Here is a 20,469-nt window from a genome sequence, read left to right as displayed (position 1 = left end):
GTCATGCGCACATGACGAGCGTCGCGCAATGACCGGCATGGCGCCGCTCCTGCTCGTGATGGTCGGCGCGAGCATCGTGCTGGGGATGATCGTGTTCGCATTCGCCGGGCCCTCGCCGGGCCGCGCAAAATCGCGCCGGCTCGTGGCGTTGCGCGAACGGCACGGCGACGAGATCACCGTGGCGGACGCGCACATGCGGCGCATCTCGCATGCGCGCGATACCAAGATGGATCTGGCGTTCGGTCGTATCCTGCCCAACCCGGTGCAGCTCGCAAAGCGGCTCGCGATGACGGGCAAGGACTGGACGGTCGGCCAATACGGCATGGCGACCGCCGGGATCGCGTTGGTCGTCGCGGCGCTCATGCTGTTCAAGGGCATGCCGATCCTGCTCGCGTTGCTGTTCGGCCTGTTCGTCGGCATCGGCCTGCCGCATCTGGTCGTCGGCAAGACGATCAACCGCCGCGTCGGCAAGTTCACCGCGAAGTTTCCCGACGCGATCGAACTGCTGGTCCGCGGGCTGCGCTCCGGCCTGCCGATCAGCGAGACGATCGGCGTCGTCGGGCATGAACTCGACGGCCCGGTCGGCGAGGAATTCCGCTCGGTCAGCGACAAGATGAAGATCGGCCGGACGATGGACGCCGCGCTCCAGGAGACCGCGGACCGGCTCGGCACACCCGAATTCCAGTTCTTCGTCATCACCATCGCGATCCAGCGCGAGACCGGCGGCAACCTTGCGGAGACGCTGGCCAACCTTGCCAACGTGCTGCGCATGCGCGGCCAGATGAAGCTGAAGATCAAGGCGATGTCGTCGGAATCGAAGGCGTCCGCATACATCATCGGCGCGCTGCCGTTCATCGTGTTCGCGCTGATCTGGTTCATCAACGGCACCTACATGCAACGGTTCTTCGTCGACGAACGGCTGATGGCGATCGGCATGGGCGGCATGATGTGGATGGCGATCGGCGCCTTCATCATGGCCAAGATGATCAACTTCGAGATCTGAGGGACTGACGATGGGCGAGACCGCCGGACCTACCCTGCTCGGGGTCGACGTACTCTGGGTCGCGACGATCCTGTCGGGTGTCGCCGCGTTCGCCGTGATGATCGCGATCTATGCGGTGACGACGGTTCACGATCCGATGGCCAAGCGCGTCAAGGCGCTGAACGATCGTCGCGAGCAGTTGAAGGCCGGCATCACCGCCTCGACCAAGCGCCGCGCGAAACTGGTCACCCGCAACGACACCGCGGACCGGATGCGCGGCATTCTTTCGTCGATGAAAGTGCTGCAGGACAGCCAGGTCAAGGCGGTCCAGGTCAAGCTGATGCAGGCCGGCATCCGCTCGAAGGAATGGGCGCCCGCAGTGATCTTCGGACGCTTGGTGCTGCCGATCGTGATCGGCGGGGCGATGCTCTATTGGGTCTACGGCACCGATGGCTTCGCGACCTGGGGCCCGCTCAAGAAATACGGGCTCGTCGCGATGAGCTTCATCCTGAGCTACAAGGCGCCGGACCTGTATCTCGACAACAAGATCAAGAAGCGCTCGGATGCGATCCGCAAGGGCCTTCCCGACGCGCTCGACCTGCTCGTGATTTGCGCCGAGGCCGGCCTGACCGTTGATGCCGCGTTCCACCGCGTCGCGCGCGAACTCGGCCGCGCCTATCCCGAACTGGGCGAGGAATTCACCCTCACCGCGATCGAGCTGGGCTTCCTGACCGACCGCCGCAGCGCGTTCGAGAACTTCGCGTTGCGCGTGAAGCTGGACGCGGTGAAGGGCGTCGTCACGACGATGATCCAGACCGAGAAATACGGCACACCGCTTGCCTCCGCACTGCGCGTATTGTCGGGCGAATTTCGCAACGAACGCATGATGCGTGCCGAGGAGAAAGCGGCACGTCTGCCCGCGATCATGACCGTGCCGCTGATCCTGTTCATCCTGCCGGTGCTGTTCGTCGTCATTCTCGGCCCAGCCGCCTGCTCGATCTCCGACGCGCTGCTCAAGGGGTAAGCAACCGCAACGCCAACGGATCGTTGAGCCCCGTAACAGGAGGGTTTTTCGATGCCGTTGTTTTCCACGCCTACGCAATTCGCCGCGCTCGCGCTAATCTTCGTCGCCGGCTGGCTGTTCGGATTGGCGAGCCATCCCGGTGGCAAGAAGTGGAAGGCGCGCTATCACGCCGAGCGTGACGCGCACGCGGTCGCCAAGAAGGATGCCGACATCCGCGCCGCCGCCGCCGAAAAGCGTGCGGTTGAGGCCGAGCATGAGAATGCGCGCCTCGTAAAGGCCACGCCGGTAGCGCCAGTCGTACCGGTGACGACGACCCGTGCGCCGGTAGAGGATCGCTCGATCTTCGTGTCGCCTGACACGCGTCCCGTAGCCGCGTCGTCGGCCCGCCCGGCCTATAATAATGATGGCACGAAGCGCGGCTGGTTCGACTTCGACCATCGCTAATATCTTAAGGCGGCCCACTCACCACCGAGCGGGCCGCCTTATCGAAGCCTATTGGTAATGTGCGACGTTCTCGAACCCGGTGTTCGTCTTCGCCATCTTGACCAGCTTTCTAGCGTAGGACCGCACGTGCCGGTCGAAGCGCGTATCGTTGTAGACACCGCGCCAGATATATTCGTCGCGGTCCAGTATCGCGGCAAGTGCGGCGCCGAACGCGGCCTGGCTATCCGCCACGCCTTTGCGGCTCATCAGCGAACAGACCATTTCCTCGGCCGACGCCTTGTCGCAATCATCCTGCAATTCACGGCCGCCACGCTCGGCAACAACTTGCTCGGAGCGTGCGGCAATCCCCCGTGCGTCCAGCCATTTGCGGACCGCGTCGCCGTCCCAGTCCTTTTTGTCCGCCAACGCCCAATCTCCGTTTCGCGCGCTAGCCGGTGGAGCGCGCCTGCCAGCGCCGATATCCGATCACGGCCAGCACGACCATCGCCGCGTACAGGCCAGCCGTGAGCATGAGCCCCTTATACGCGAACATCCCGACATACAGGACGTCCACGGCGATCCACAGCAGCCAGTTCGCCGCATGACGTCGCGCGACCCAATATTGCGCGACCAGACTGAAACTGCTGAGCGTTGCGTCGGCCCAGGGCAATGCCGCGTCGGTGTAACGGCTCATGAACCAGCCGATCACGAACGCCCCGACCGCTCCCGCGCCGAGACCCGCAACCGCACGCGATGACCGCAACGGCTCGACGACGACATCGCCGCTATCGTTCGTGCCGCGCGCCCAAGCCTGCCAGCCATAGACGATGGCGATCGCGAACAGCGCCTGGAGCACCATGTCCGCGTACAACCGCACGTCGAGGAACAGCTTGAAGTAGAGCGCACAGGCGATGAAATTGATTGGCCAGCACAGCATGTTGCGCTTCGCGGTCAGCCATATCCCGGCAAAACTGACGACGACCGCAACGATCTCGAGCGGCGTCATGACTGCGCGATCCGCCGCAGGAAGTCCTGGCCCGGACGCGAGAAGAACCACGCCGCATGATCGATCAGATAATCATCCCAAGCCATGGCGGCGGACGCGGTGTCCGCCACGACGGCGGTGAAGTAATCGGCCTCCGACAGCGCGAATTCGACATGGACCAACGGCACCAAGGACACGATCGCGGCGATCTCCTCATGGCTCAGCGGTAGGACTTCGGCATAGCCCGCCATCAGCGCCAGCGCCGTCTCGGGATCGGCGATCGCATCGTCAGCCCCCTGCCCCAGATCCAGCCAGCGCACCGCCGTTCGCTCGATCGCCGTCGCGATGTCGTGAACGGCATTGGTGCGATCCGCCAACCCGAAGTCGAACACGGTCCGCACCGCGCCCGCTCGAGTCCAGAGAAGGTTGGAAGGATGCCAGTCGTTGTGCGTCCACAACGGCGTCTGTTTCGCGAGAAGCGACGACAGGTCGCTATCGGCCTGCTCGAACAATCGCGCGAGTTGCGCTTGCCACGGCCGGGCGGAAAGGAATGCGGTCAGCGCCGGGCGGACGGCAACATATGCGCTCGCCGCAGCCAGCGGATCGGCGGCAGGAAGTATCGTGAAACTCGAGACTAGGGGTTGTAGGCGTCGCGCAGGCGCATCGAACCCGCGCGCCGCGACGTGCAGTTCCGCCAATGCCACGCCGGCGGCATGGGCATGGTCGAGCGACAGGAACGGCGTCCATGACAACCGGTCGCGGTACAAATCCTCGCCCGGCGCCTGACGGTGCAACTCGTACGACCATGGACCGATCGCGACCGCGCTTGCCCCATCTGCGGTCGTGATAACTTCTGGCACCGACGCGCCCGCGCGAGCGAGGTACGCGATGAATGCGTGTTCCTCGGCCAGCCCTTCGACCGTGCGGACAAGGTGATGGTGGCGCTTCAACAGGAACGCACCGTTCGTCGTGTACACCAGAGTCGCGGCGGAGAACGGTCGCGGGGAATGCCAGTGCAGCCCGGTCATCCGCCCTGCCGCCGGAAAATGCGCCAGCACCGCCTCAGCCTCGTCCGCAGCGATGGCGGGCCAGGTCGGCGCCTCCAGCGTCGTACCCATGCCGTGGACCAGATGCTTCAGCTGCGACGCCACCTCAGAACGCCCGCGAGATCGTCGCCATGACCGCCGCGCCGCTGCCGATGTAATACGCGGGCGGCGAGCCGGCGATCACCGTGCCGTTACGGCCGATCGTGTCCTGCGCATTGGTGCTGACCGACTGCACGCCGGCCAGGACGTGTGGATCGGTGACGTTGATCGCGTTGACGCGCAGGTCGGTGCGCTTGCCGTCGAGCCAGTCGGCAAGGTGCATGCCGACCGACAAGTCGAGCGTCGCATAGCCCTTGATGCGTTCGTCGTTCATGAAGCTCGCATATTGCCGGCCGATATATTTCGACGCGACGCTGCCGAAGAACCGGCCGTCGTCGTAGATCCCGCCAGCGCCGAACTGCACGGTCGGGCTGGACACCGCGTGCTTGCCCCTGGTCGGCAGGAAGTCCGCGCCGACCGGGAGGTCGTCGTCGATCCGTGCGCGCAGATATTCGCCGGAAAGATACAGGCTGACACCCGCGACCGGGCGGTAGTCGATCTCCGCATCGACGCCGTACGAGGTCTGGCCGCCAGCGTTGAGGGTGGCATTCACCTGCGCGCCGCCCTGGTCGAGCACGGTCGCGAGCTGGCGGTTGCGGAACTTGTAGTGGAAGCCCGTCACCGAAGCGGATAGCTGTTCGCCGATGAACCGATAGCCGATCTCCTGCGACACCGAATATTCGTTCTTGAGCGCGTTCGTCCCCTGCACGACCACTTCGCCACCATAATAGCTGTTATAGAGCGTGAACTCGTTGGGCGTGCGGAAGTTGGTGGTGATGTTGGCGAACAGCTGCTGGCGATCGTCGATCCGGTAGTGGATCGCGGCGCGCGGCAGCGCGGCGAAGCTGTCGTTGCGCACCTTGTCCTGCGGCCCGGGGAGGTAATTGCGGCCGTTACGCAGCACGTTCACGCCCTTGAACCCGGCATCGATCGTCAGCCGCGGCGTCAGCGCGATGCTGTCGGCGAGGAAGAAGCCCTTCGTCACGGTGACGGTGCGCTGGTTCTCATAGGCGAGCAGGCGGCCATCGGCGGTGCGGATCGCCTTGGCGCGATAGCCCCAGCGATCGGTCGGCTGCCCGTCTGCGTCGATCGAGGTGTAGGACTGCGTGACGCGGTCGGTGCCGTAGTCGAACCATAACCCCGCCGTGAGCGTGTGCGCACCGGTCTTGAAGGTCAGCTTGCTGACGTTGCCGGTCCGCATCTGGTCGCCGGTGTAGTTGCCGAGCACGGTCGCAACGCCGTCGACCGCACCGGGCAGCGCGATCGGCTGCGCCAGTTCCTCAGTACCGAGGAAATTGCCTTCGGTGGTCAGTTGCGTGCCGTAGGGCGAGTTGCCGTAACCGAACTGGAGGTATGTGGTGGTGTCGAGCGCCAGCCGATCGTTCAGCACGAGGTGCACCGGTGCGGAGGCGTAGAGGTTGCGGAACGGCGCGCGGTACAGGCGCCAGTAGTTGGTGCTCCCCGCCGTATAGCGCTTGTCGTAGTTGAAGCCGCGACCTTGTGCGGTCCATTCGGCGAGCGTCGGGCTCGGGTAGCTCGACGAGTTCGCGTCGTTGTACGACAGCGCGAGGCTGGCGCGGTTGCCGGCGCCCCATTCGTTGAGCAGCTTGGCGTCGATATGCTGGCGCGTATCGTAGCCGGCACCTCGCCAATTATCCGCTCGGGTGTTCGAATAGGACAGGAACGCCTTCAGCCCGGTATTGCCGATCATCCCGCTATCGACGCGGAAGAACCCACGCCGCGCCGCGTAGCTCCCGAGCGACAGGTCGACGAGTGCGCCGGGACGCGCCTTCGGATCGTCGAGTGCGAGCGACAACATCCCCCCTGCCCCGCCGAGCGTCGGCGAGTCGATATCGACCGACCCTTGGGCGAGCGAGATGCGTTTGAGGTTCTCCGGGTCGGCGAACTGCGACGGGTAGGCGTAATAATAGCCGATGTCGTTCTGCGGCGCGCCTTCCATCAGCACGCCGATCTCGTCCTGGCCGAGACCGCGCAGCGTCAGGCTGGAACTCGTCGACAGGCCGTACGGGTCGCTCGATGCGACGTTCGCGCCGGGCAGCAGCGTCACCAACTGAAACGCGTTGAGCGTCGGCGCCTGCTTGACGATGAAGTCGGCCGAGATCGCACTCTGCGCGCGTGGCACCTTCTGGTCGGGCAGCAAGCCTGCCGGGTCCTGCTTGCCGACCACCCGGAATTCAGCGGGTTCGACAGGCTCGGACGCGACCTGCGCGCTTGCAGAGGATGCGGCAAGGCTCGCCGAGAGGGTCAGCGCTACCCGGAAAGCAGGGCGGCCACGCGCTATAAACGGGCGCGTCACAACAAAAAACCAGCATTAAAAAACGTCACGTCCACTCCAATCGGAGGGACGACGGGCCAGCCGCAGACCCTCCCTACGCCGGTATAAGCCGGATCAGGTTCAGCGGGTCATGGGCTGTTGCCCACCTCTCAGCCGCACATCAGCGGCCCCCCGGGGATACGTGCCGCTTAGGCGGTTGGGCGAGTGGTGGAAAGGGCTATCACGTTGATCTGGCTGGAGTGCCGCACGCGGTGCACCGGCGAACCTCAAGCCCCTCCCCAAGAATGGCGCGCAGCGGCCGGCCTACCCAGAAAACATGCTGTGAAAACAAGGTAGGCCGACCGCCTCTACTGCTCGATCGACGAGCACCACCAGGGTCGGCAAGGGAGCGCCAACACCGCGGCGGTGTGACAGTTACGTTGCAACGCGGCTTAAAGACTCACCGCATCACAAAATGTGGCGACTAACGGCGACGTCGTACGATCAGGCGCGACCCTCGCGACGCTTGATCTCTCCCAGCAGCGCCTCGGCCACCGGGTTGCCGACCTCGCCGCCCGACTGGTCGTACGCGCCCGCAAGCTCCGCGTCCGTCGCGCCCTGCAACAGCGCGTTCACCTCCGCGTTGAAGTCGTCGACCTCGCCCGCGGCGGCATCGGCGGCGTCCTCGCTCGTCACGGCCGGCTCTGCTCCAGCAGCCGGAGCGTGTGCCATCACGGCATCCTGCTTGAAGACGTCGAAGGCTTCGGCGGCCTCGTTGCGCTCCTCGATCGCGATTTCGAGGCGGGTGAACAGGTCAAGCTGCGGTGCGGTGTTTTCCATTCCGCCAGCTTATCCGCGCGAACACGGTCCAGGCAACTCGTTCGCGCACGCCCGCTACCCGAAGCGAGAACGTACCAGGAATCTCTATAATCTAAAGCAACTCGTGAGACTTCCAGCCGGAACGTCCGTTCTGCCCTTCAAGTCGCCGACCTGGAACCGGCGATCGGTTGCAACAGGGAAAGACCATGACCGCGATCCGAGCCGCCGAACCGTATGACCTTTCCCGGTTGATGACGTTCGATTCCTTCCCCGGAGACCGGATCGCGGAGATCGTCGAGCGCCGCATGCTGGTAGCCGAAGTGGACGGCGTCATCGCAGGCTATATCGCGTGGCAGACCGGCGGATGCATCGGCAAGGACTATGTGAACAAACTGGTCGTCGATCCGGACTATCGTCGCAACGGGATCGCCCAATCGTTGATAGCCGAACTGAAATCTGTCCTGAGTGGCAGAGTCTTCATCTCGACCGGTATCGATAACAGCGCCGCTGTCGGACTTTTGACACGCACCAATTGGCAATTAGCCGGGCAGATCGTTGGCTTGCGCCCTGCAGACGAAGCGGAAATCTTTTACTACCGAGACCTTTGAGTCGCGGCATTGCCCTTGATATTTACTACCAACATCAGTTCTCACGGAGTTAAGCGGGCAGGTCGTGGGATTTTTGCGACTAGTCGAGGGACCGACTTGTATCGCCAAACGTTTGCGGCGATATAACTCAGACATGCCCCAACGGATGCTCAATCCCGATCAACGGCTTCGCGAGCATCTCGAGGATGCGCTGGCGGAGGCTGATGCGCTCGGCCAGACGGTCGTCGCCGCATTGATCTCCGAGGCACTCGACGCTTTGGCATACGTCCGCCCCTGAAGGGATCGTCGCGCCAGCCCCGTGTGTTGGGCCATCATGGTAACGCCGCTCTCGCAACCTTCGACTGTAGAATCGCTGGACTCCTGGGCCGAGGCGTCCCGCGTCCGCCGGATGAACGCGGCGGAAGTACGTCCGACGGGGCGCTACGTCCTTTGCTGGCTGCAGCAGGCGTTGCGTGCCCGCGACAATCCGGTGATCGACGCGGCGATCCGTCTCGGCAACGATCTCGAGCTGCCGGTCCTCGTCTATCACGGGCTGCGCGAAGACTACCCCTACGCGTCCGATCGCCTGCACCGGTTCATTCTCGGCGCAAGCCGCGATCTAGCGCGAGACTGTCGCCAGCGCGGCCTCGCCTGCGTCCAGCATGTCGACCGCGACGACGCGCGCGAGAAGGGTCTGGTCTATCGTCTGGCAGCCGACAGCGCCGCGGTGTTCGTCGAGGACCAGCCGACCTTTGTCGCGCGCTGGCAGTCGGACCGTGTCGCCGCCCGCACCGAAGTCGCGATGTTCGCGGTCAACGCCGCATGCCTGGTACCCCCCGCGCTGCTCGGCGACGGCATCGGCTCGACCACCGCGTTCCGGCGCAAGCACGAGGCAGTGCGTGCGGATTGGCTGGCGACCGACGACCTTCAGGCGGACATCGCCGCGTATGACGGCCCCCTGCCCTTCACGTCCGATCGTCTCGAATCATGCAGCGACGCCGACCTGGACCGGCTGGTCGCTAGCGCAGCGATCGATCATTCGCTTGCGCTCAGTCCGGACTTCCCGGCCGGTCGCGACGGTGCGCTAAGCAAGCTCGAACGGCTGATGGACATTGTGCTGCCGACCTATGCGACGACCCGCAACGATGCGACCAAACCGGTCGGTGCGAGCATGCTCTCGCCCTATCTGCATTTCGGCGTGATCGGCCCACGCGAAGTCATGGCCACCGTCGAAGCCGCCGATGCGCCCGCCGCCGCCAAGACCAAATTCGCCGACGAACTGCTGACATGGCGCGAATGGTTCCACTACCAGGCTCGCGCGCTTCCCTCGCCCGAGCGCTACGACCGCGTCTCGGAATGGGCCCGCGAAACGCTCGCAGCGCACGCTTCTGACCCGCGTCCGGAAGTGGAAACACTTGCCGACCTGCTCAACGGGACCACCAGGGACGAGACCTGGAACGCTTGCCAGCGCCAGTTCCTGGTCGACGGCTGGATGCACAATAATCTGCGCATGTACTGGGCCAAGCGGATCATCGCCCTGACGCCCGATCCCGAAACGGCATGGGCGACCGCCTGTTACCTGAACGACCGGCTCAGCCTCGACGGGCGCGATCCGTCGACCTACGGCAACATCGCGGCGTCGTTCGGTGCAGGATCGCCCGGTCGCGACGGGCCGCCGATCTACGGCAAGGTGCCGACGCGGTCGGATGGCTCGACCCGGCACCGCGACGGTGGCCCGGAGTGGCTTCGTACCGCCGCAACGCGTACCGCGCCCGAACCTACGCTGCCATCGGGCCTGCCGTCCGCACTTTACCTTACGGGCGAACTGCCCATCTAACCCGAGCGCGCGTCGCCGCCCGCTAACGACGCTCGACCCATTCACCTGCAAGCATGGCGCGCCCGTCAGGCGCAGCGCCGTACACCGGAATTGACCATGACATCGACTGCGCAAGACCGCCCGGAACCTCGTACGACGGGCTATGTCCTGACCAGCAGCGTGACGTTCGCGATGGCGGCCGCTGCCGGCGTTGCGGTTGCCAACATCTATTACAACCAGCCGATGCTCGGCGTGATCGAGAAGGATCTGCCGGGCAAACTGTCCACGCTGATCCCCACCGCGACGCAGCTTGGCTATGCCGCGGGGCTGTTCTTCCTCGTGCCACTCGGCGACCTGATCGAGCGCAAACGGCTGATCGTGATCCAGTTCGCCGTCCTGGCTGCCGCGCTGGTCGCCGCCGCGATCGCGCCCACCGCGGGGCTCGTCGTGGCTGCCTCGCTTCTGGTGGGCATCGCCTCCACGGTCGCGCAGCAGATCGTCCCGCTGGCCGCCAACCTCGCCGCGCCGGACCGACGGGGGGCGACCGTCGGCACGGTCATGTCAGGCCTCTTGTGCGGAATATTGCTGAGCCGGACGCTCGCCGGCTTCGTCGCCACGCATGCCGGCTGGCGCGAGATGTTCTGGCTCGGCGTGCCGATGGCGCTCGCGGTCGGCCTCTGGATGACGATCAAGCTGCCCCGCAGCCAGCCAGCCGCTACACTGTCCTATGGCGGTCTTCTCCGCTCGCTCGTCGGGCTATGGCGCGAGTTCGGCGCATTGCGGCTGGCGACCGTCACCCAGTCGCTGATCTTCGCCGCGTTCACCGCGTTCTGGACGATCCTCGCGCTCAGACTTCAGGAGCCGCGCTATGCGCTGGGCGCCGACGTCGCGGGCCTGTTCGGCATCGTCGGCGCAGTCGGCATCTTCGCCGCACCGATCGCCGGGCGGTACGCGGATCGAAAGGGACCGCATATGGTGATCGCGCTCGGCGCCGCGCTGACGCTGGTATCGTGGATCCTGTTCGGCGTGTGGACGTCGATCACAGGCATGGTCGTCGGTGTCATCGTGCTCGATTTCGCCGTCCAGAGCGCGCTCGTCTCCAACCAGCACATCGTCTACGCGCTGCGCCCCGAAGCGCGGGCGCGGCTGAACACGATCTTTATGGGCGGGATGTTCCTGGGCGGCGCGGTCGGGTCCGCCGCCGCGACGCAGGCCTGGGCCGCGGCCGGCTGGTTCGGCGTGGCCATGCTCGGCATCGTACTGACCGCACTGGCGACGCTGATCCAGACGGCCAGCCTGGTTCGGCGCAAGCGGGCGATCTGACCGATCGCCCAACGCGCTTACAGTCCGATAGAGTAGAGTGCGTGGTGCGCCAGGATGAACAGCGTACGACGATCGGCGCCACCGATGACGAGTTGCAGCGGACGTTCCGGGACGTCGATACGGCGTAACAGCGAGCCGTCCGGCCGGTAGACGAACACCTGTCCATTGGCAACGTACAGGTTGCCAGCCGTATCACGCGTCGCGCTCTCGCCGCCGCGCGGTGCGACGACCTTGAGGTCCGTCACCCGGCCGTCGTCGCCGACCAGACCGCTATACGTGCGATTCTCCGATCCGTTGGTCAGCACCACCCGCTCGCCGGGAGGCGCCGTGACGAACCCATAGGAGTCGAGCGTATCGGACCAGCGCCAGCCCTGATGATCGTCCGGCCCCTGGTTCCACACGCGGAACGCCGGCAGCACCAGCGACCCGTCGGGCGAGACATATTCCTGCGCCTTCGCCTCGCCCATCTTGCTGGTGAAGAAATCGGCGAGCGGTGGATATTGGTACGTCGTCGGATCGATCCGGTCGGCGAACTCGCCATTCGCCCAGACGTTGACGGGCAGCACAGTAGCCGCACCGCGTCGCGCCTTGGCTGGGGTTGGTGCGATGACTCGAACGTCAGCCGGCTTGGTCGGATCGATGCTGTAGACGGTCCCGTCTCGTCCGGCCGACGACAGCACCAGCAGATCGCCGGACTTGGCGACCGCGAGGTTCACCGCGTCGAGCGGCGCTTCCGCGACGATCGACAGGCCTTCGGTCTTCGACCAGCCATGGATCCGCTGGAAGCGACGATCGATGAAGTACAGCTTGCCCTGCGCATCGACCGCGCCACCGGCGATCGAATAGAAACCGTCGGCCAGTTTCTCGACGCCCGGCGTTGCCGGTATCGGAGTTCGCACTGCCGTGGCCGACGCTGCCGGCACGTCGAGCTTGGCGAACTCGAGTTCGCGCACTTCCTGCCCGCGCGTCATGTCCTTGATCGTGTTCTCGAACGGGAATTTGCTCGCGCGTAGATATGTGCCGCAGCCCTTCGCATCGCAGCTCGCGAACCCGCTTTCGGCGTTCACGTGGACGTTGCGGAAACGGATATCGCCGGAGTTGTAGAGCTTTACCGCGGCGTCCATCGGCTTGATCGACCGTGTGACGCGGTAGCTGTGGTAATTGGCGAACAGGATGTTGCGCGAATTGCGGATCTCGGTGGAAATCGCGTCGACGCCGTCGCGCACTTCCTGCTCAGTCTGTGGCGCGAGGAATTCCCAGTTCTCGACGTTGTCGAGGACGATCTCGGCGCGATAATGGTGTTCGGCGGAGAGTTCGTAGACGTGGCCGGGGGTCTTGGTGTTCGAGACGTGGAAGCCCGCCGATGCCAGCGTGTTCGGCGACCAGATCGCCGCGAACGTGCCGCCGCCGCCGTCGGTCACCCAGATGCTCGGATGCTGGCCATCGAAGCGCGCACGCGGATCGCCGAACCCGATCGGGCTGCCCTTGGTCAGCACGGTGCCGCCCCCGCCCTGGATCTTGACGTCATTGATCATCGACGCCTCGCCCGCCTTCCAGAGAAGCGCGGTCGCACGCGGGTTCACGCCACCGGTCCATAAGCCCAACCCGGAGACGATCGCGTTGCCGCCTTTCGCGCTCTCCAGCAGCGCCTTCGGGCCACCGACGCCCATATAGGCCGGCGTCTCGTCGGGGAGATAGAGATGCGTGAGGCTCGGGTGTAGCGAGATCAGCACGCTGTCGGGCCGCAGCTTCAGCGTGTCGGTGACGCGGTAGCGACCGACCGGAAGATACAGCACACGGTGGGTGTCGATCGCGCGCTGCAAGGCTGCGGTATCGTCGGTGGTATCGTCACCTTTGACGCCCAAATCATGCACGTTCGCCCATTCGTGCACGGCCGGCGTGGCCCGAATAGCCGGCGCGCGTCGGGCGGGCAGTCGAGACAGCGGCGCGATCGAGACGTCGGTCGCATATTCGCCGATCGTACCGAGGCCCGCCAGCTTCAGACCGTAGGAAAAGTCGGCGACCCGGTAGGTTGGCCCCGCCGCCGCGACGGTCTTGCCGCTTTCGCGGAAGCGCGCGAAAGTCGGCGTATTGCTGGCGACCGCATTGTCGAAGCCGATTTGCGTGAAGACGCTGTTCTCGGCGGAAACGACGATGCCCGCCTGCGACACGTTCTCGAACCGGACGTCCTTGCCCCAGAATGAATCCGAATAGCCGCGGTCGATCTCGATGCCGATCGGCGTATCGCGGATCGCGACGTTGACCAGAGTTAGGTCGACCTCATGCTCGCGGATCGCGGCGTCACGCTGACCCTGGAACTCCGAATCGAGCAATGTGAACTGCCACGCGGGCGAGGTCTTCTCCGACATGATGCCGTATCGACCGCCGAAGAAGCGCAGATTCTCGAACTCGTTGCCCGCCTGATAGACGCCGGCAAGACCCGAGCCGATGTGGAAGTCGATGTGTCGCAGATAGCCGTGCTGCGCGACCCGGAAGCGCACCGCGACCGCGCCGGTATTGCCGTCGCCGATCCGGAAATCGACGTTGGACAGCGTGGAATAGAAAGTGCTCGAGGTGGCGTCGAAGATCGCCGGATTGAACGGCACGCTGGTGCGCGGCGGTACGGGTGCCTTGCCGACGCGGTACTGGTCCTCGCCGGTGAAGCTGACCATCGCCGCCACGCCGGACCCGAAGCCCGCGCTGTTGTCGGCGAGGACGATCTCCGGGCGAGTCGCGCCGACACCGAAGACGCGGACGGCGGACCGGATGAAGATCGTGCGACTAATCCGATAGCGTCCCGACGGCAGGAATACGACGCCACCATGACCGCCAGCCGCCGCCGCGTCGATCGCCTGCTGAATCGCCGCGCTATCGTCCGCGCGGCCATCGCCGACTCCCTTGACGGTTACCGCCTGCGGATCGTTGGGTTGGCTGAGATAGACCGAGACCGACTTGGTTGGCGCCGCCGTCTTTGCAGCCACGGTCTTTGCAACGGCCGGGCTGGCGACAAGAAGCACCGTTCCGCAGAGCAGCCATTTCGCAACCATCGTCCGTCTCCCGTTATCAGGACAGCAGTCCTACCGTTCGTGGAGGCCCGCTTCATCTGCGACGAAGGTCGTATTCGGGAACCTTCGATCCTCCCCCGCAAGGGGGAGGTGGCTGGCCCTTGCCAGACGGAGGGGGAGGTAAGGATAACGTCTGCTCCGTGTCCGCCCCCTCCGTCGCCTACGGCGCCACCTCCCCCTTGCGGGCGAGGATTAAGCAGAGATGTCAGATCGCCAGCGTCTGCGCGACGATCGCGGCCTGCGTCCGGTTGCGGACGTTCAGCTTGCGCATCAGGGCGGTCATGTGGACCTTCACGGTAGCCTCGGCGATCCCGAGATCGAAGGCGATCTGCTTGTTGAGCAAACCCGAATGCACGCCGCGAAGGACCCTGATCTGCGTCGGCGTCAGGCGCGGCGACGCGGCGCGCGTCGCGGCAGTGGTCGCTACCGAAGGTTGGTGCGTATGGTATCCAGGCCGTTCCATGGTCATCCCTCCCTGTGCGCCGGCCGAAATCGCAGCGGCCTAGGGCCGAGACGCGGTGGCTATCGCTGTTGATCCAGTGATCCGTTACGCGGATTCGGTTGGACAGGTTTTGACTATGGGCCGTGCTATCGGACGCAATCAAGCCTTTTTTGTTGTCAGATCGAAAAGACCTGTCGTACAGATCTGCCATCATATCGGCAGGCGAAGGCGCCGCCGACCAACGGGAGGGGCGTGATGTCACGAGCACTGGACGAGCGCGCGCGACTGCGGTCTGTTCGCCGATGATCGGCGCCGACATGCGACTCGTGATCGCCGCACTCGCGGGGATATTGCTTGCCGTCCTGATGATCGTGCGCGGTCGACTCCATCCCTTTATCGGCCTGCTGTGTGGCGCATTCACGGTGGGCCTACTTGCCGGACTTCCCCTACCCGACGTCGCCAAGGCGGTGCAGAAGGGGGTCGGCGACATCATCGGCGGCACCGGACTGGTGGTCGCGTTAGGCCTATCGCTCGGCGCGATGCTGCATCTGTCGGGCGCCGCTGCGTCGCTTGCCAAAGGCGCGTTGCAGATGACCGGCAAGCAAGCGGCACCATGGGCGACGCTGGGCATCGCGATCATCGTCGGGCTTCCGCTGTTCTTCGAGACCGGCCTCGTCCTGCTGCTGCCGATCGTCGTCGCGGCCGCCGAAGAAATGACCGGCAAGGACGGCGCGGAACGCGATGCCGCCAAGTTGAGGCTGATCATGCCCGCGCTGGCAGGGCTCGGCGTGGTCCATGCACTCGTGCCTCCGCATCCCGGCCCCCTGCTCGCGGTCGAGGCGTTGGGCGCCAACCTTGGCAAGACGATGCTCTACGGCATCGCGATCGCCATTCCGACGGCGATCATCTCCGGTCCGCTGCTCGCGAAGTTCACGACGCGCGGCGTGCGGCTGGAAGCGCCGGTATTGCATGATCCAGGGCTCGGCATCGCCCCGCCGCCGCGGCTGTCGTCGCTATTGATCGTGCTTCTGCCGGTGCTGATGATCGCGACCGGAGAGCTGGGCCAAATGATCCCGGGTATGAAAGGAACCGCATGGCTGGTCGCCGCAAGCAACCCTGTGGTCGCGCTGTTGCTCACCAACCTGATCGCGCTCCCGCTGCTGTTCGGCCGCCGCCTGCGTGAGGCTGCGATCCAGAACGCGGTGTGGCACGAGACGATGGGCGCGGCGGGCGCGATCCTGCTGGCGATCGGCGCGGGCGGCGCGTTGAAGCAGGTGCTGGTGACCGCAGGCCTGTCCGATCTGCTCGCGCGCACGGTATTGATGTATTCGATCTCGCCGCTGCTGCTCGGCTGGCTGGTCGCGGTCGGCATCCGCCTCGCGGCTGGCTCGGCGACGATCGCGACGATCACCGCGGTAGGCATCATGCCAGGCGTCGTCGCAAGCTCGGGCGTGTCCCCCGAATTGGTCGTGCTGGCGATCGGCGCGGGCTCCGTGTTCTTCAGTCACGTCAACGATCCCGGCTTCTGGCTCGTCAAAAGCTATGTCGGCACCAGCACCACGGACACGTTCCGCACATGGTCGATGCTGGAGACGTCGATCTCGGTAGTCGGCCTCGCGTTCGTCCTGGCGCTCAGCCATGTCGTCTGAGACTCCGAGCACCCCGCCGCCGATCGTCCCGGACAAGCCCGCCGCGAACGGCATAAGGCTCGCCGACCGCGCCTATACTGCGATCGTCCAGATCATCCTCGATGAGCAGCTCGCGGTCGGTGATCGGCTTCCGGCCGAGGACAAACTCGCCACCATGTTCGGCATGTCCCGCACGATCGTCCGCGAGGCGCTGGCGAGGCTCGCGTCCGACGGCATCACGCAGGCACGGCGCGGTGCAGGGTCCTACGTCAAGCGGCGACCGTCGGAGCGGCTCGGGTCGCACATGCCGATGGCCGACATCGCGGCGACGCTCGGCACCTACGAAGTCCGCTTCGTACTGGAGGCGGAGGCGGCGCGGCTCGCGGCACAGCGCCGGTCGCATCACCAGATGGACGCGATCGAACACGCGTTGGAGGCGTTGCGGACCGCGTTGCTGTCGAATGCGCCCGCGCATGACGAGGACTGGGTGCTGCACCGCGCGATCGCCGAGGCGACTGCCAACGCTGCGTTCCTGCCGGTCTTCGATCACCTCCAGGACGCGGTGATGCGGATCCTGCGCGCCGGTGTCGACATCTCGCGGTCGCGCGCGCCGGAAGTGATCAAGGCGATGATGGACGAGCACGACGCGATCGTCGAAGCCATCCGTGCGCAGGATGCGGACGGCGCGGCGCTGGCGATGCGCTGGCATCTCTCGCAAGGCCGCAAGCGCCTGATGCCCTGACGTGTCAGGCTTCGGCTCACGCGCCGCACCTGCGACCATGGTCGTAGATGATACCGCGCCCAGTATATCGTAGAGAACGACAAGAATGACACGTCGCCAGGCCGGACCACGGCACGCGCCACGTGCGACAAGGGGATGGACGGATGAACAAGGTTACGCGCGGTCGACGCTCAGTCGAATCTTTCAATGTTAACGCAACCAGCATGATTGTGCTGGCCACCGCGTTGCTCTGCGCTCCTGCTGCAGCCCAAACCGTTGCCCCGCCGTCCGACCTGCCCACTTCGACTCAATCGGCCGATCCGGCAGCGCCGCCCCAGACGCTGACCCCGCAGACCGCCGCAGAAGAGCAGGGCGCGCCGGACAAGGACATCGTCGTCACTGGGTCGCGCATCGTCTCGAGCGGCTACAACGCACCGACGCCGACGACCGTGATCGGCGAAGACCAGATCCTCAAGAACGCGCAACCCAACATCTTCAACGCGGTCGCGCAGTTGCCGTCGCTGCAGGGCTCGACCGGCGCGTCCACGGGCACGTTCAGCACGTCCAGCGGTACGCAAGGACTGAGCTCCTTCTCGCTGCGTGGCCTCGGCCCGATCCGTACGCTGACCCTGCTCGATGGCCAGCGCGTCGTCGGCGCCAACGTCTCCGGCGTCCCCGACATCAGCATGTTCCCGCAGCTGCTGGTCAAGCGCGTGGACGTCGTCACCGGCGGCGCATCCGCCTCCTACGGCTCGGACGCAGTCGGCGGCGTGGTCAACTTCATCACCGACACGCGCTTCAAGGGCTTCAAGGCGAACGTCCAAGGCGGCATCACCAATTACGGCGACGACAAGCAGGGCCTGGTCCAGGCCGCGTTCGGCACGTCGCTGTTCGGCGATAAGCTCCACCTGATCGTCAGCGGCGAATATGACGACGAAGACGGCGTGGGCCCGGGCGATTTCGGCACAGACCTCGCCAAGGGTCGCGACTGGTACCGCGCCACCACGCTCGTCAACACCGGTCAGACCAACAACGGCCTGCCGCAGTTCAACTATCGCGACTATGCACAGCCTTATCAATATGCGCGCTACGGCCTGATCAACAACGGCCCGTTGCAGGGCATCGCGTTCGATCAGAGCGGCGCGCCGTATAATTTCAGTTATGGATCGAACGGTCGTCCGACCGGCACCGGCGGCGTCACCAACTGCTTCCCCGCCAACAGCTTCTGCGTCGGCGGCGACCTATCGGGCGCGCCGGGCTCGGGCGCATCGCTCCAATCCTCGCTGGAACGGCTCAACGGCTTCGGGCGGATCGGCTTTGACTTCGCCGAGAACAACGAGGCCTATGTGACGGTCAACCTTGCGCAGGTGAAGACCAGCAACCAGCCTAGCCCGGGGTATAACCGCCCCAACCTGACCGTGCAGTGCGCCAACCCCTTCCTGCCGCAGTTGGTGCGGGATCGGTGTGCGACGGCGATCAATCCCGCTACCGGTACTCCAGGGATCACCCAGTTCAACTTCGGTACCAGCAACGGCAACTTCCCCGATCCTTTGGTCCAGACGGACCGGCGCCAGTACCGCTTCGTCGGCGGCCTGAAGGGCAAGTTCGAGATCGGCGGTACGCCCTGGAACTACGACACCTATTACGAACACGGCATTACGCTGGCGGCGATCGACGTCGACAATACCGTGTTGCAGCCGCGCTACGTCGCCGCGACCAACGCGATCACGCTGAACGGCGCGATCGTCTGCGCCGATCCGGTCGCGCGTGCCGCCGGATGCCAGCCGATCAACATCTTCGGCGGGGCGGTGCCATCGGCATCGGCGCTCGCTTATGTCACGCCTGCCAATGGCCCACTCCAGCGCACCAAGCTGACGCAGGACGTCGCCAGCCTCAACTTCTCCGGCGAGCCGCTCAACCTGTGGGCCGGGCCGTTGTCGGTTGCCTTCGGTGGCGAGTATCGTCGTGAATTCTACCGCGTCCACGGCGACCCCTATGGTGCGGGCGTCACCGCACTCAGCCCGAACAGCACAGCCTATCCCGCCGATCCGCTGCTGAATTCCGCGCTGGGCAGCAACTGGGCAGCTGGCAACTATAAGAACGGCCGCGGCAAGTACGAGGTGTATGAAGGATTCCTCGAACTCAACCTGCCGTTGTTCAACAGCGAAAAGATCGGCCGCGCAAACCTCAACGGCGCGGGCCGCGTGACGCATTACAGCACGTCGGGCACGGTCTGGGCGTGGAAGGCCGGCGGCACCTGGGATACGCCGCTCGACGGCATCCGGTTGCGCGCCGTCACGTCACGCGACGTCCGTGCGCCGAACCTGTCCGAACTGTTCGCCGCGCCGACCGTCACCACGCTGCCGAACTTTACCAATCCGTTTTCCGGTAGCGGCGTGCAGGCGTTCCAGAACACCGTCGGTAACCCAGATCTGAAGCCGGAAATCGCGCGCAATACCGAGGTCGGTATCGTCCTGTCACACCCGTCGTGGGCACCGGGTCTCGGTCTGTCGTTCGACTATTACAAGATCAAGCTAGACGGCGTCGTCTCGACACTGTCGCCCGATCAGATCGTCCGCTTCTGCTTCGAGGGCAATCAAGCGTTCTGCGGCGGCTTCGTGCTGAACAGCCCGACCCAGGGCGGCAATTTCATCAACGTCCAGCCGTTCAATCTGGCATCTTGGAAGACCAGCGGGTTCGACATCGAGGCGAGCTATCAGTGGAAGAAGCCACTCGGCATCCCCGGCAACTTCACGCTCCGCGTGCTCGGCACGCATGTGAAGGAGTTCCTTGTCGACGCAGGGATCGCCGGCGTTGACGTCGTCGACCAGGCCGGAGCCAACAACGGCGCGACGCCGGACTGGAAGTGGCTGGCGACGCAGAGCTACGACAACGACGTCTTCAGCCTCAACCTGCAGGAGCGCTGGTTCTCGGACGGCGTGTTCGGCAATCAATATGTCGTCTGCACCACCGCTTGCCCGGTCTCGACCGCCAACCACCCGACGATCGACTATAACAAGATGAAGGGTGCCTTTTACATCGACCTCGGCGGTTCGGTGAACCTGACCAAGCAGGTCAGCATGTTCTTCAAGGTCGACAATCTGTTCGATCACGATCCAGAGCCCGCGCCGCAGACCAATACCGGCCTCGACGTGAACCCGGCACTGTACGACACGCTCGGCCGCTTCTACCGCCTGGGCGTCCGCGCCCGGTTCTGATCGACCTGTCCCCGGT

At 65.0% G+C, this 20,469-nt stretch carries 17 protein-coding genes and 1 riboswitch; of the genes, 10 read left to right on the top strand and 7 right to left on the bottom strand.

All coding sequences use genetic code 11. The features are described 5' to 3' along the window. Positions 1-37 precede the first annotated feature (37 nt). From AC59GX_RS12755 to AC59GX_RS12745, 3 genes are read left to right on the top strand one after another with little or no spacing between them, the layout of a single operon-like run. A complete protein-coding gene (locus AC59GX_RS12755; protein ID WP_056489416.1) occupies positions 38-1,003 on the top strand; it encodes a type II secretion system F family protein in 966 nt (321 codons plus the stop codon). Between the two features lie 10 nt (positions 1,004-1,013). Continuing rightward, positions 1,014-2,006, top strand: a complete 993-nt coding sequence (locus AC59GX_RS12750; RefSeq protein ID WP_056488706.1) for a type II secretion system F family protein — start codon at positions 1,014-1,016, stop codon at positions 2,004-2,006. Between the two features lie 51 nt (positions 2,007-2,057). After that, positions 2,058-2,450 carry a hypothetical protein gene (locus tag AC59GX_RS12745; protein ID WP_426281543.1) on the top strand — a complete coding sequence of 131 codons (393 nt, stop codon included), beginning with the start codon at positions 2,058-2,060 and terminating at the stop codon, positions 2,448-2,450. Between the two features lie 48 nt (positions 2,451-2,498). Here AC59GX_RS12745 and AC59GX_RS12740 read toward each other — a convergent pair whose 3' ends face one another. The 5 genes from AC59GX_RS12740 to AC59GX_RS12720 all read right to left on the bottom strand — a co-directional run bounded on the left by AC59GX_RS12740 (position 2,499) and on the right by AC59GX_RS12720 (position 7,674). Continuing rightward, complete coding sequence (locus AC59GX_RS12740) at positions 2,499-2,855, bottom strand: hypothetical protein (protein ID WP_426281544.1); 357 nt, start codon at positions 2,853-2,855, stop codon at positions 2,499-2,501. Positions 2,856-2,877: 22 nt separating this feature from the next. Then, positions 2,878-3,435, bottom strand: coding sequence for a nicotinamide riboside transporter PnuC (gene pnuC, locus AC59GX_RS12735; protein WP_426281545.1), 558 nt, complete (start codon positions 3,433-3,435; stop codon positions 2,878-2,880). After that, positions 3,432-4,565: a phosphotransferase enzyme family protein gene (locus tag AC59GX_RS12730; protein WP_426281546.1), complete on the bottom strand. Its 1,134-nt coding sequence runs from the start codon at positions 4,563-4,565 to the stop codon at positions 3,432-3,434. Before AC59GX_RS12730 ends, pnuC begins: the two co-directional genes overlap by 4 nt. Before the next feature lies 1 nt (position 4,566). Continuing rightward, positions 4,567-6,876 carry a TonB-dependent receptor gene (locus AC59GX_RS12725; protein ID WP_426281547.1) on the bottom strand — a complete coding sequence of 770 codons (2,310 nt, stop codon included), beginning with the start codon at positions 6,874-6,876 and terminating at the stop codon, positions 4,567-4,569. 53 nt (positions 6,877-6,929) lie between these two features. Next, positions 6,930-7,039, bottom strand: a riboswitch (TPP riboswitch). 299 nt (positions 7,040-7,338) lie between these two features. Then, the gene (locus AC59GX_RS12720) at positions 7,339-7,674 is read right to left on the bottom strand and encodes a hypothetical protein (RefSeq protein ID WP_133020572.1); all 336 of its coding nucleotides are present in this window, start codon (positions 7,672-7,674) and stop codon (positions 7,339-7,341) included. 185 nt (positions 7,675-7,859) lie between these two features. Between AC59GX_RS12720 and AC59GX_RS12715 the strand changes: the two genes are divergently transcribed. From AC59GX_RS12715 to AC59GX_RS12700, 4 genes are all read left to right on the top strand, one after another. Beyond that, on the top strand, positions 7,860-8,261 hold the full coding sequence (locus AC59GX_RS12715; protein ID WP_426281548.1) for a GNAT family N-acetyltransferase: 402 nt from the start codon (positions 7,860-7,862) through the stop codon (positions 8,259-8,261). Between the two features lie 133 nt (positions 8,262-8,394). Next, a complete protein-coding gene (locus AC59GX_RS12710) occupies positions 8,395-8,538 on the top strand; it encodes a hypothetical protein (protein WP_156362367.1) in 144 nt (47 codons plus the stop codon). 36 nt (positions 8,539-8,574) lie between these two features. Then, positions 8,575-10,077, top strand: a complete 1,503-nt coding sequence (locus tag AC59GX_RS12705; RefSeq protein WP_497301820.1) for a deoxyribodipyrimidine photo-lyase — start codon at positions 8,575-8,577, stop codon at positions 10,075-10,077. A 96-nt stretch (positions 10,078-10,173) separates the two neighbouring features. Next, positions 10,174-11,379: an MFS transporter gene (locus tag AC59GX_RS12700; RefSeq protein ID WP_497301818.1), complete on the top strand. Its 1,206-nt coding sequence runs from the start codon at positions 10,174-10,176 to the stop codon at positions 11,377-11,379. 17 nt (positions 11,380-11,396) lie between these two features. Here AC59GX_RS12700 and AC59GX_RS12695 read toward each other — a convergent pair whose 3' ends face one another. Next, complete coding sequence (locus AC59GX_RS12695) at positions 11,397-14,426, bottom strand: glycosyl hydrolase family 28-related protein (RefSeq protein WP_497301816.1); 3,030 nt, start codon at positions 14,424-14,426, stop codon at positions 11,397-11,399. Between the two features lie 223 nt (positions 14,427-14,649). Next, the gene (locus AC59GX_RS12690) at positions 14,650-14,907 is read right to left on the bottom strand and encodes a helix-turn-helix domain-containing protein (protein ID WP_426281552.1); all 258 of its coding nucleotides are present in this window, start codon (positions 14,905-14,907) and stop codon (positions 14,650-14,652) included. A gap of 281 nt (positions 14,908-15,188) precedes the next feature. On the opposite strand from AC59GX_RS12690, the gene AC59GX_RS12685 reads away from it, so the two are divergent. From AC59GX_RS12685 to AC59GX_RS12675, 3 genes are all read left to right on the top strand, one after another. Next, the gene (locus AC59GX_RS12685; RefSeq protein WP_426281553.1) at positions 15,189-16,535 is read left to right on the top strand and encodes a GntP family permease; all 1,347 of its coding nucleotides are present in this window, start codon (positions 15,189-15,191) and stop codon (positions 16,533-16,535) included. Then, the gene (locus AC59GX_RS12680; RefSeq protein WP_136190959.1) at positions 16,525-17,256 is read left to right on the top strand and encodes a FadR/GntR family transcriptional regulator; all 732 of its coding nucleotides are present in this window, start codon (positions 16,525-16,527) and stop codon (positions 17,254-17,256) included. Before AC59GX_RS12685 ends, AC59GX_RS12680 begins: the two co-directional genes overlap by 11 nt. 203 nt (positions 17,257-17,459) lie before the next feature. Continuing rightward, a complete protein-coding gene (locus AC59GX_RS12675; RefSeq protein ID WP_426281555.1) occupies positions 17,460-20,453 on the top strand; it encodes a TonB-dependent receptor plug domain-containing protein in 2,994 nt (997 codons plus the stop codon). Positions 20,454-20,469: the final 16 nt, after the last annotated feature.

It is taken from the genome of Sphingomonas sp. 320_CC (assembly GCF_059691795.1).
This window is presented reverse-complemented; position numbering and strand designations above follow the sequence as displayed.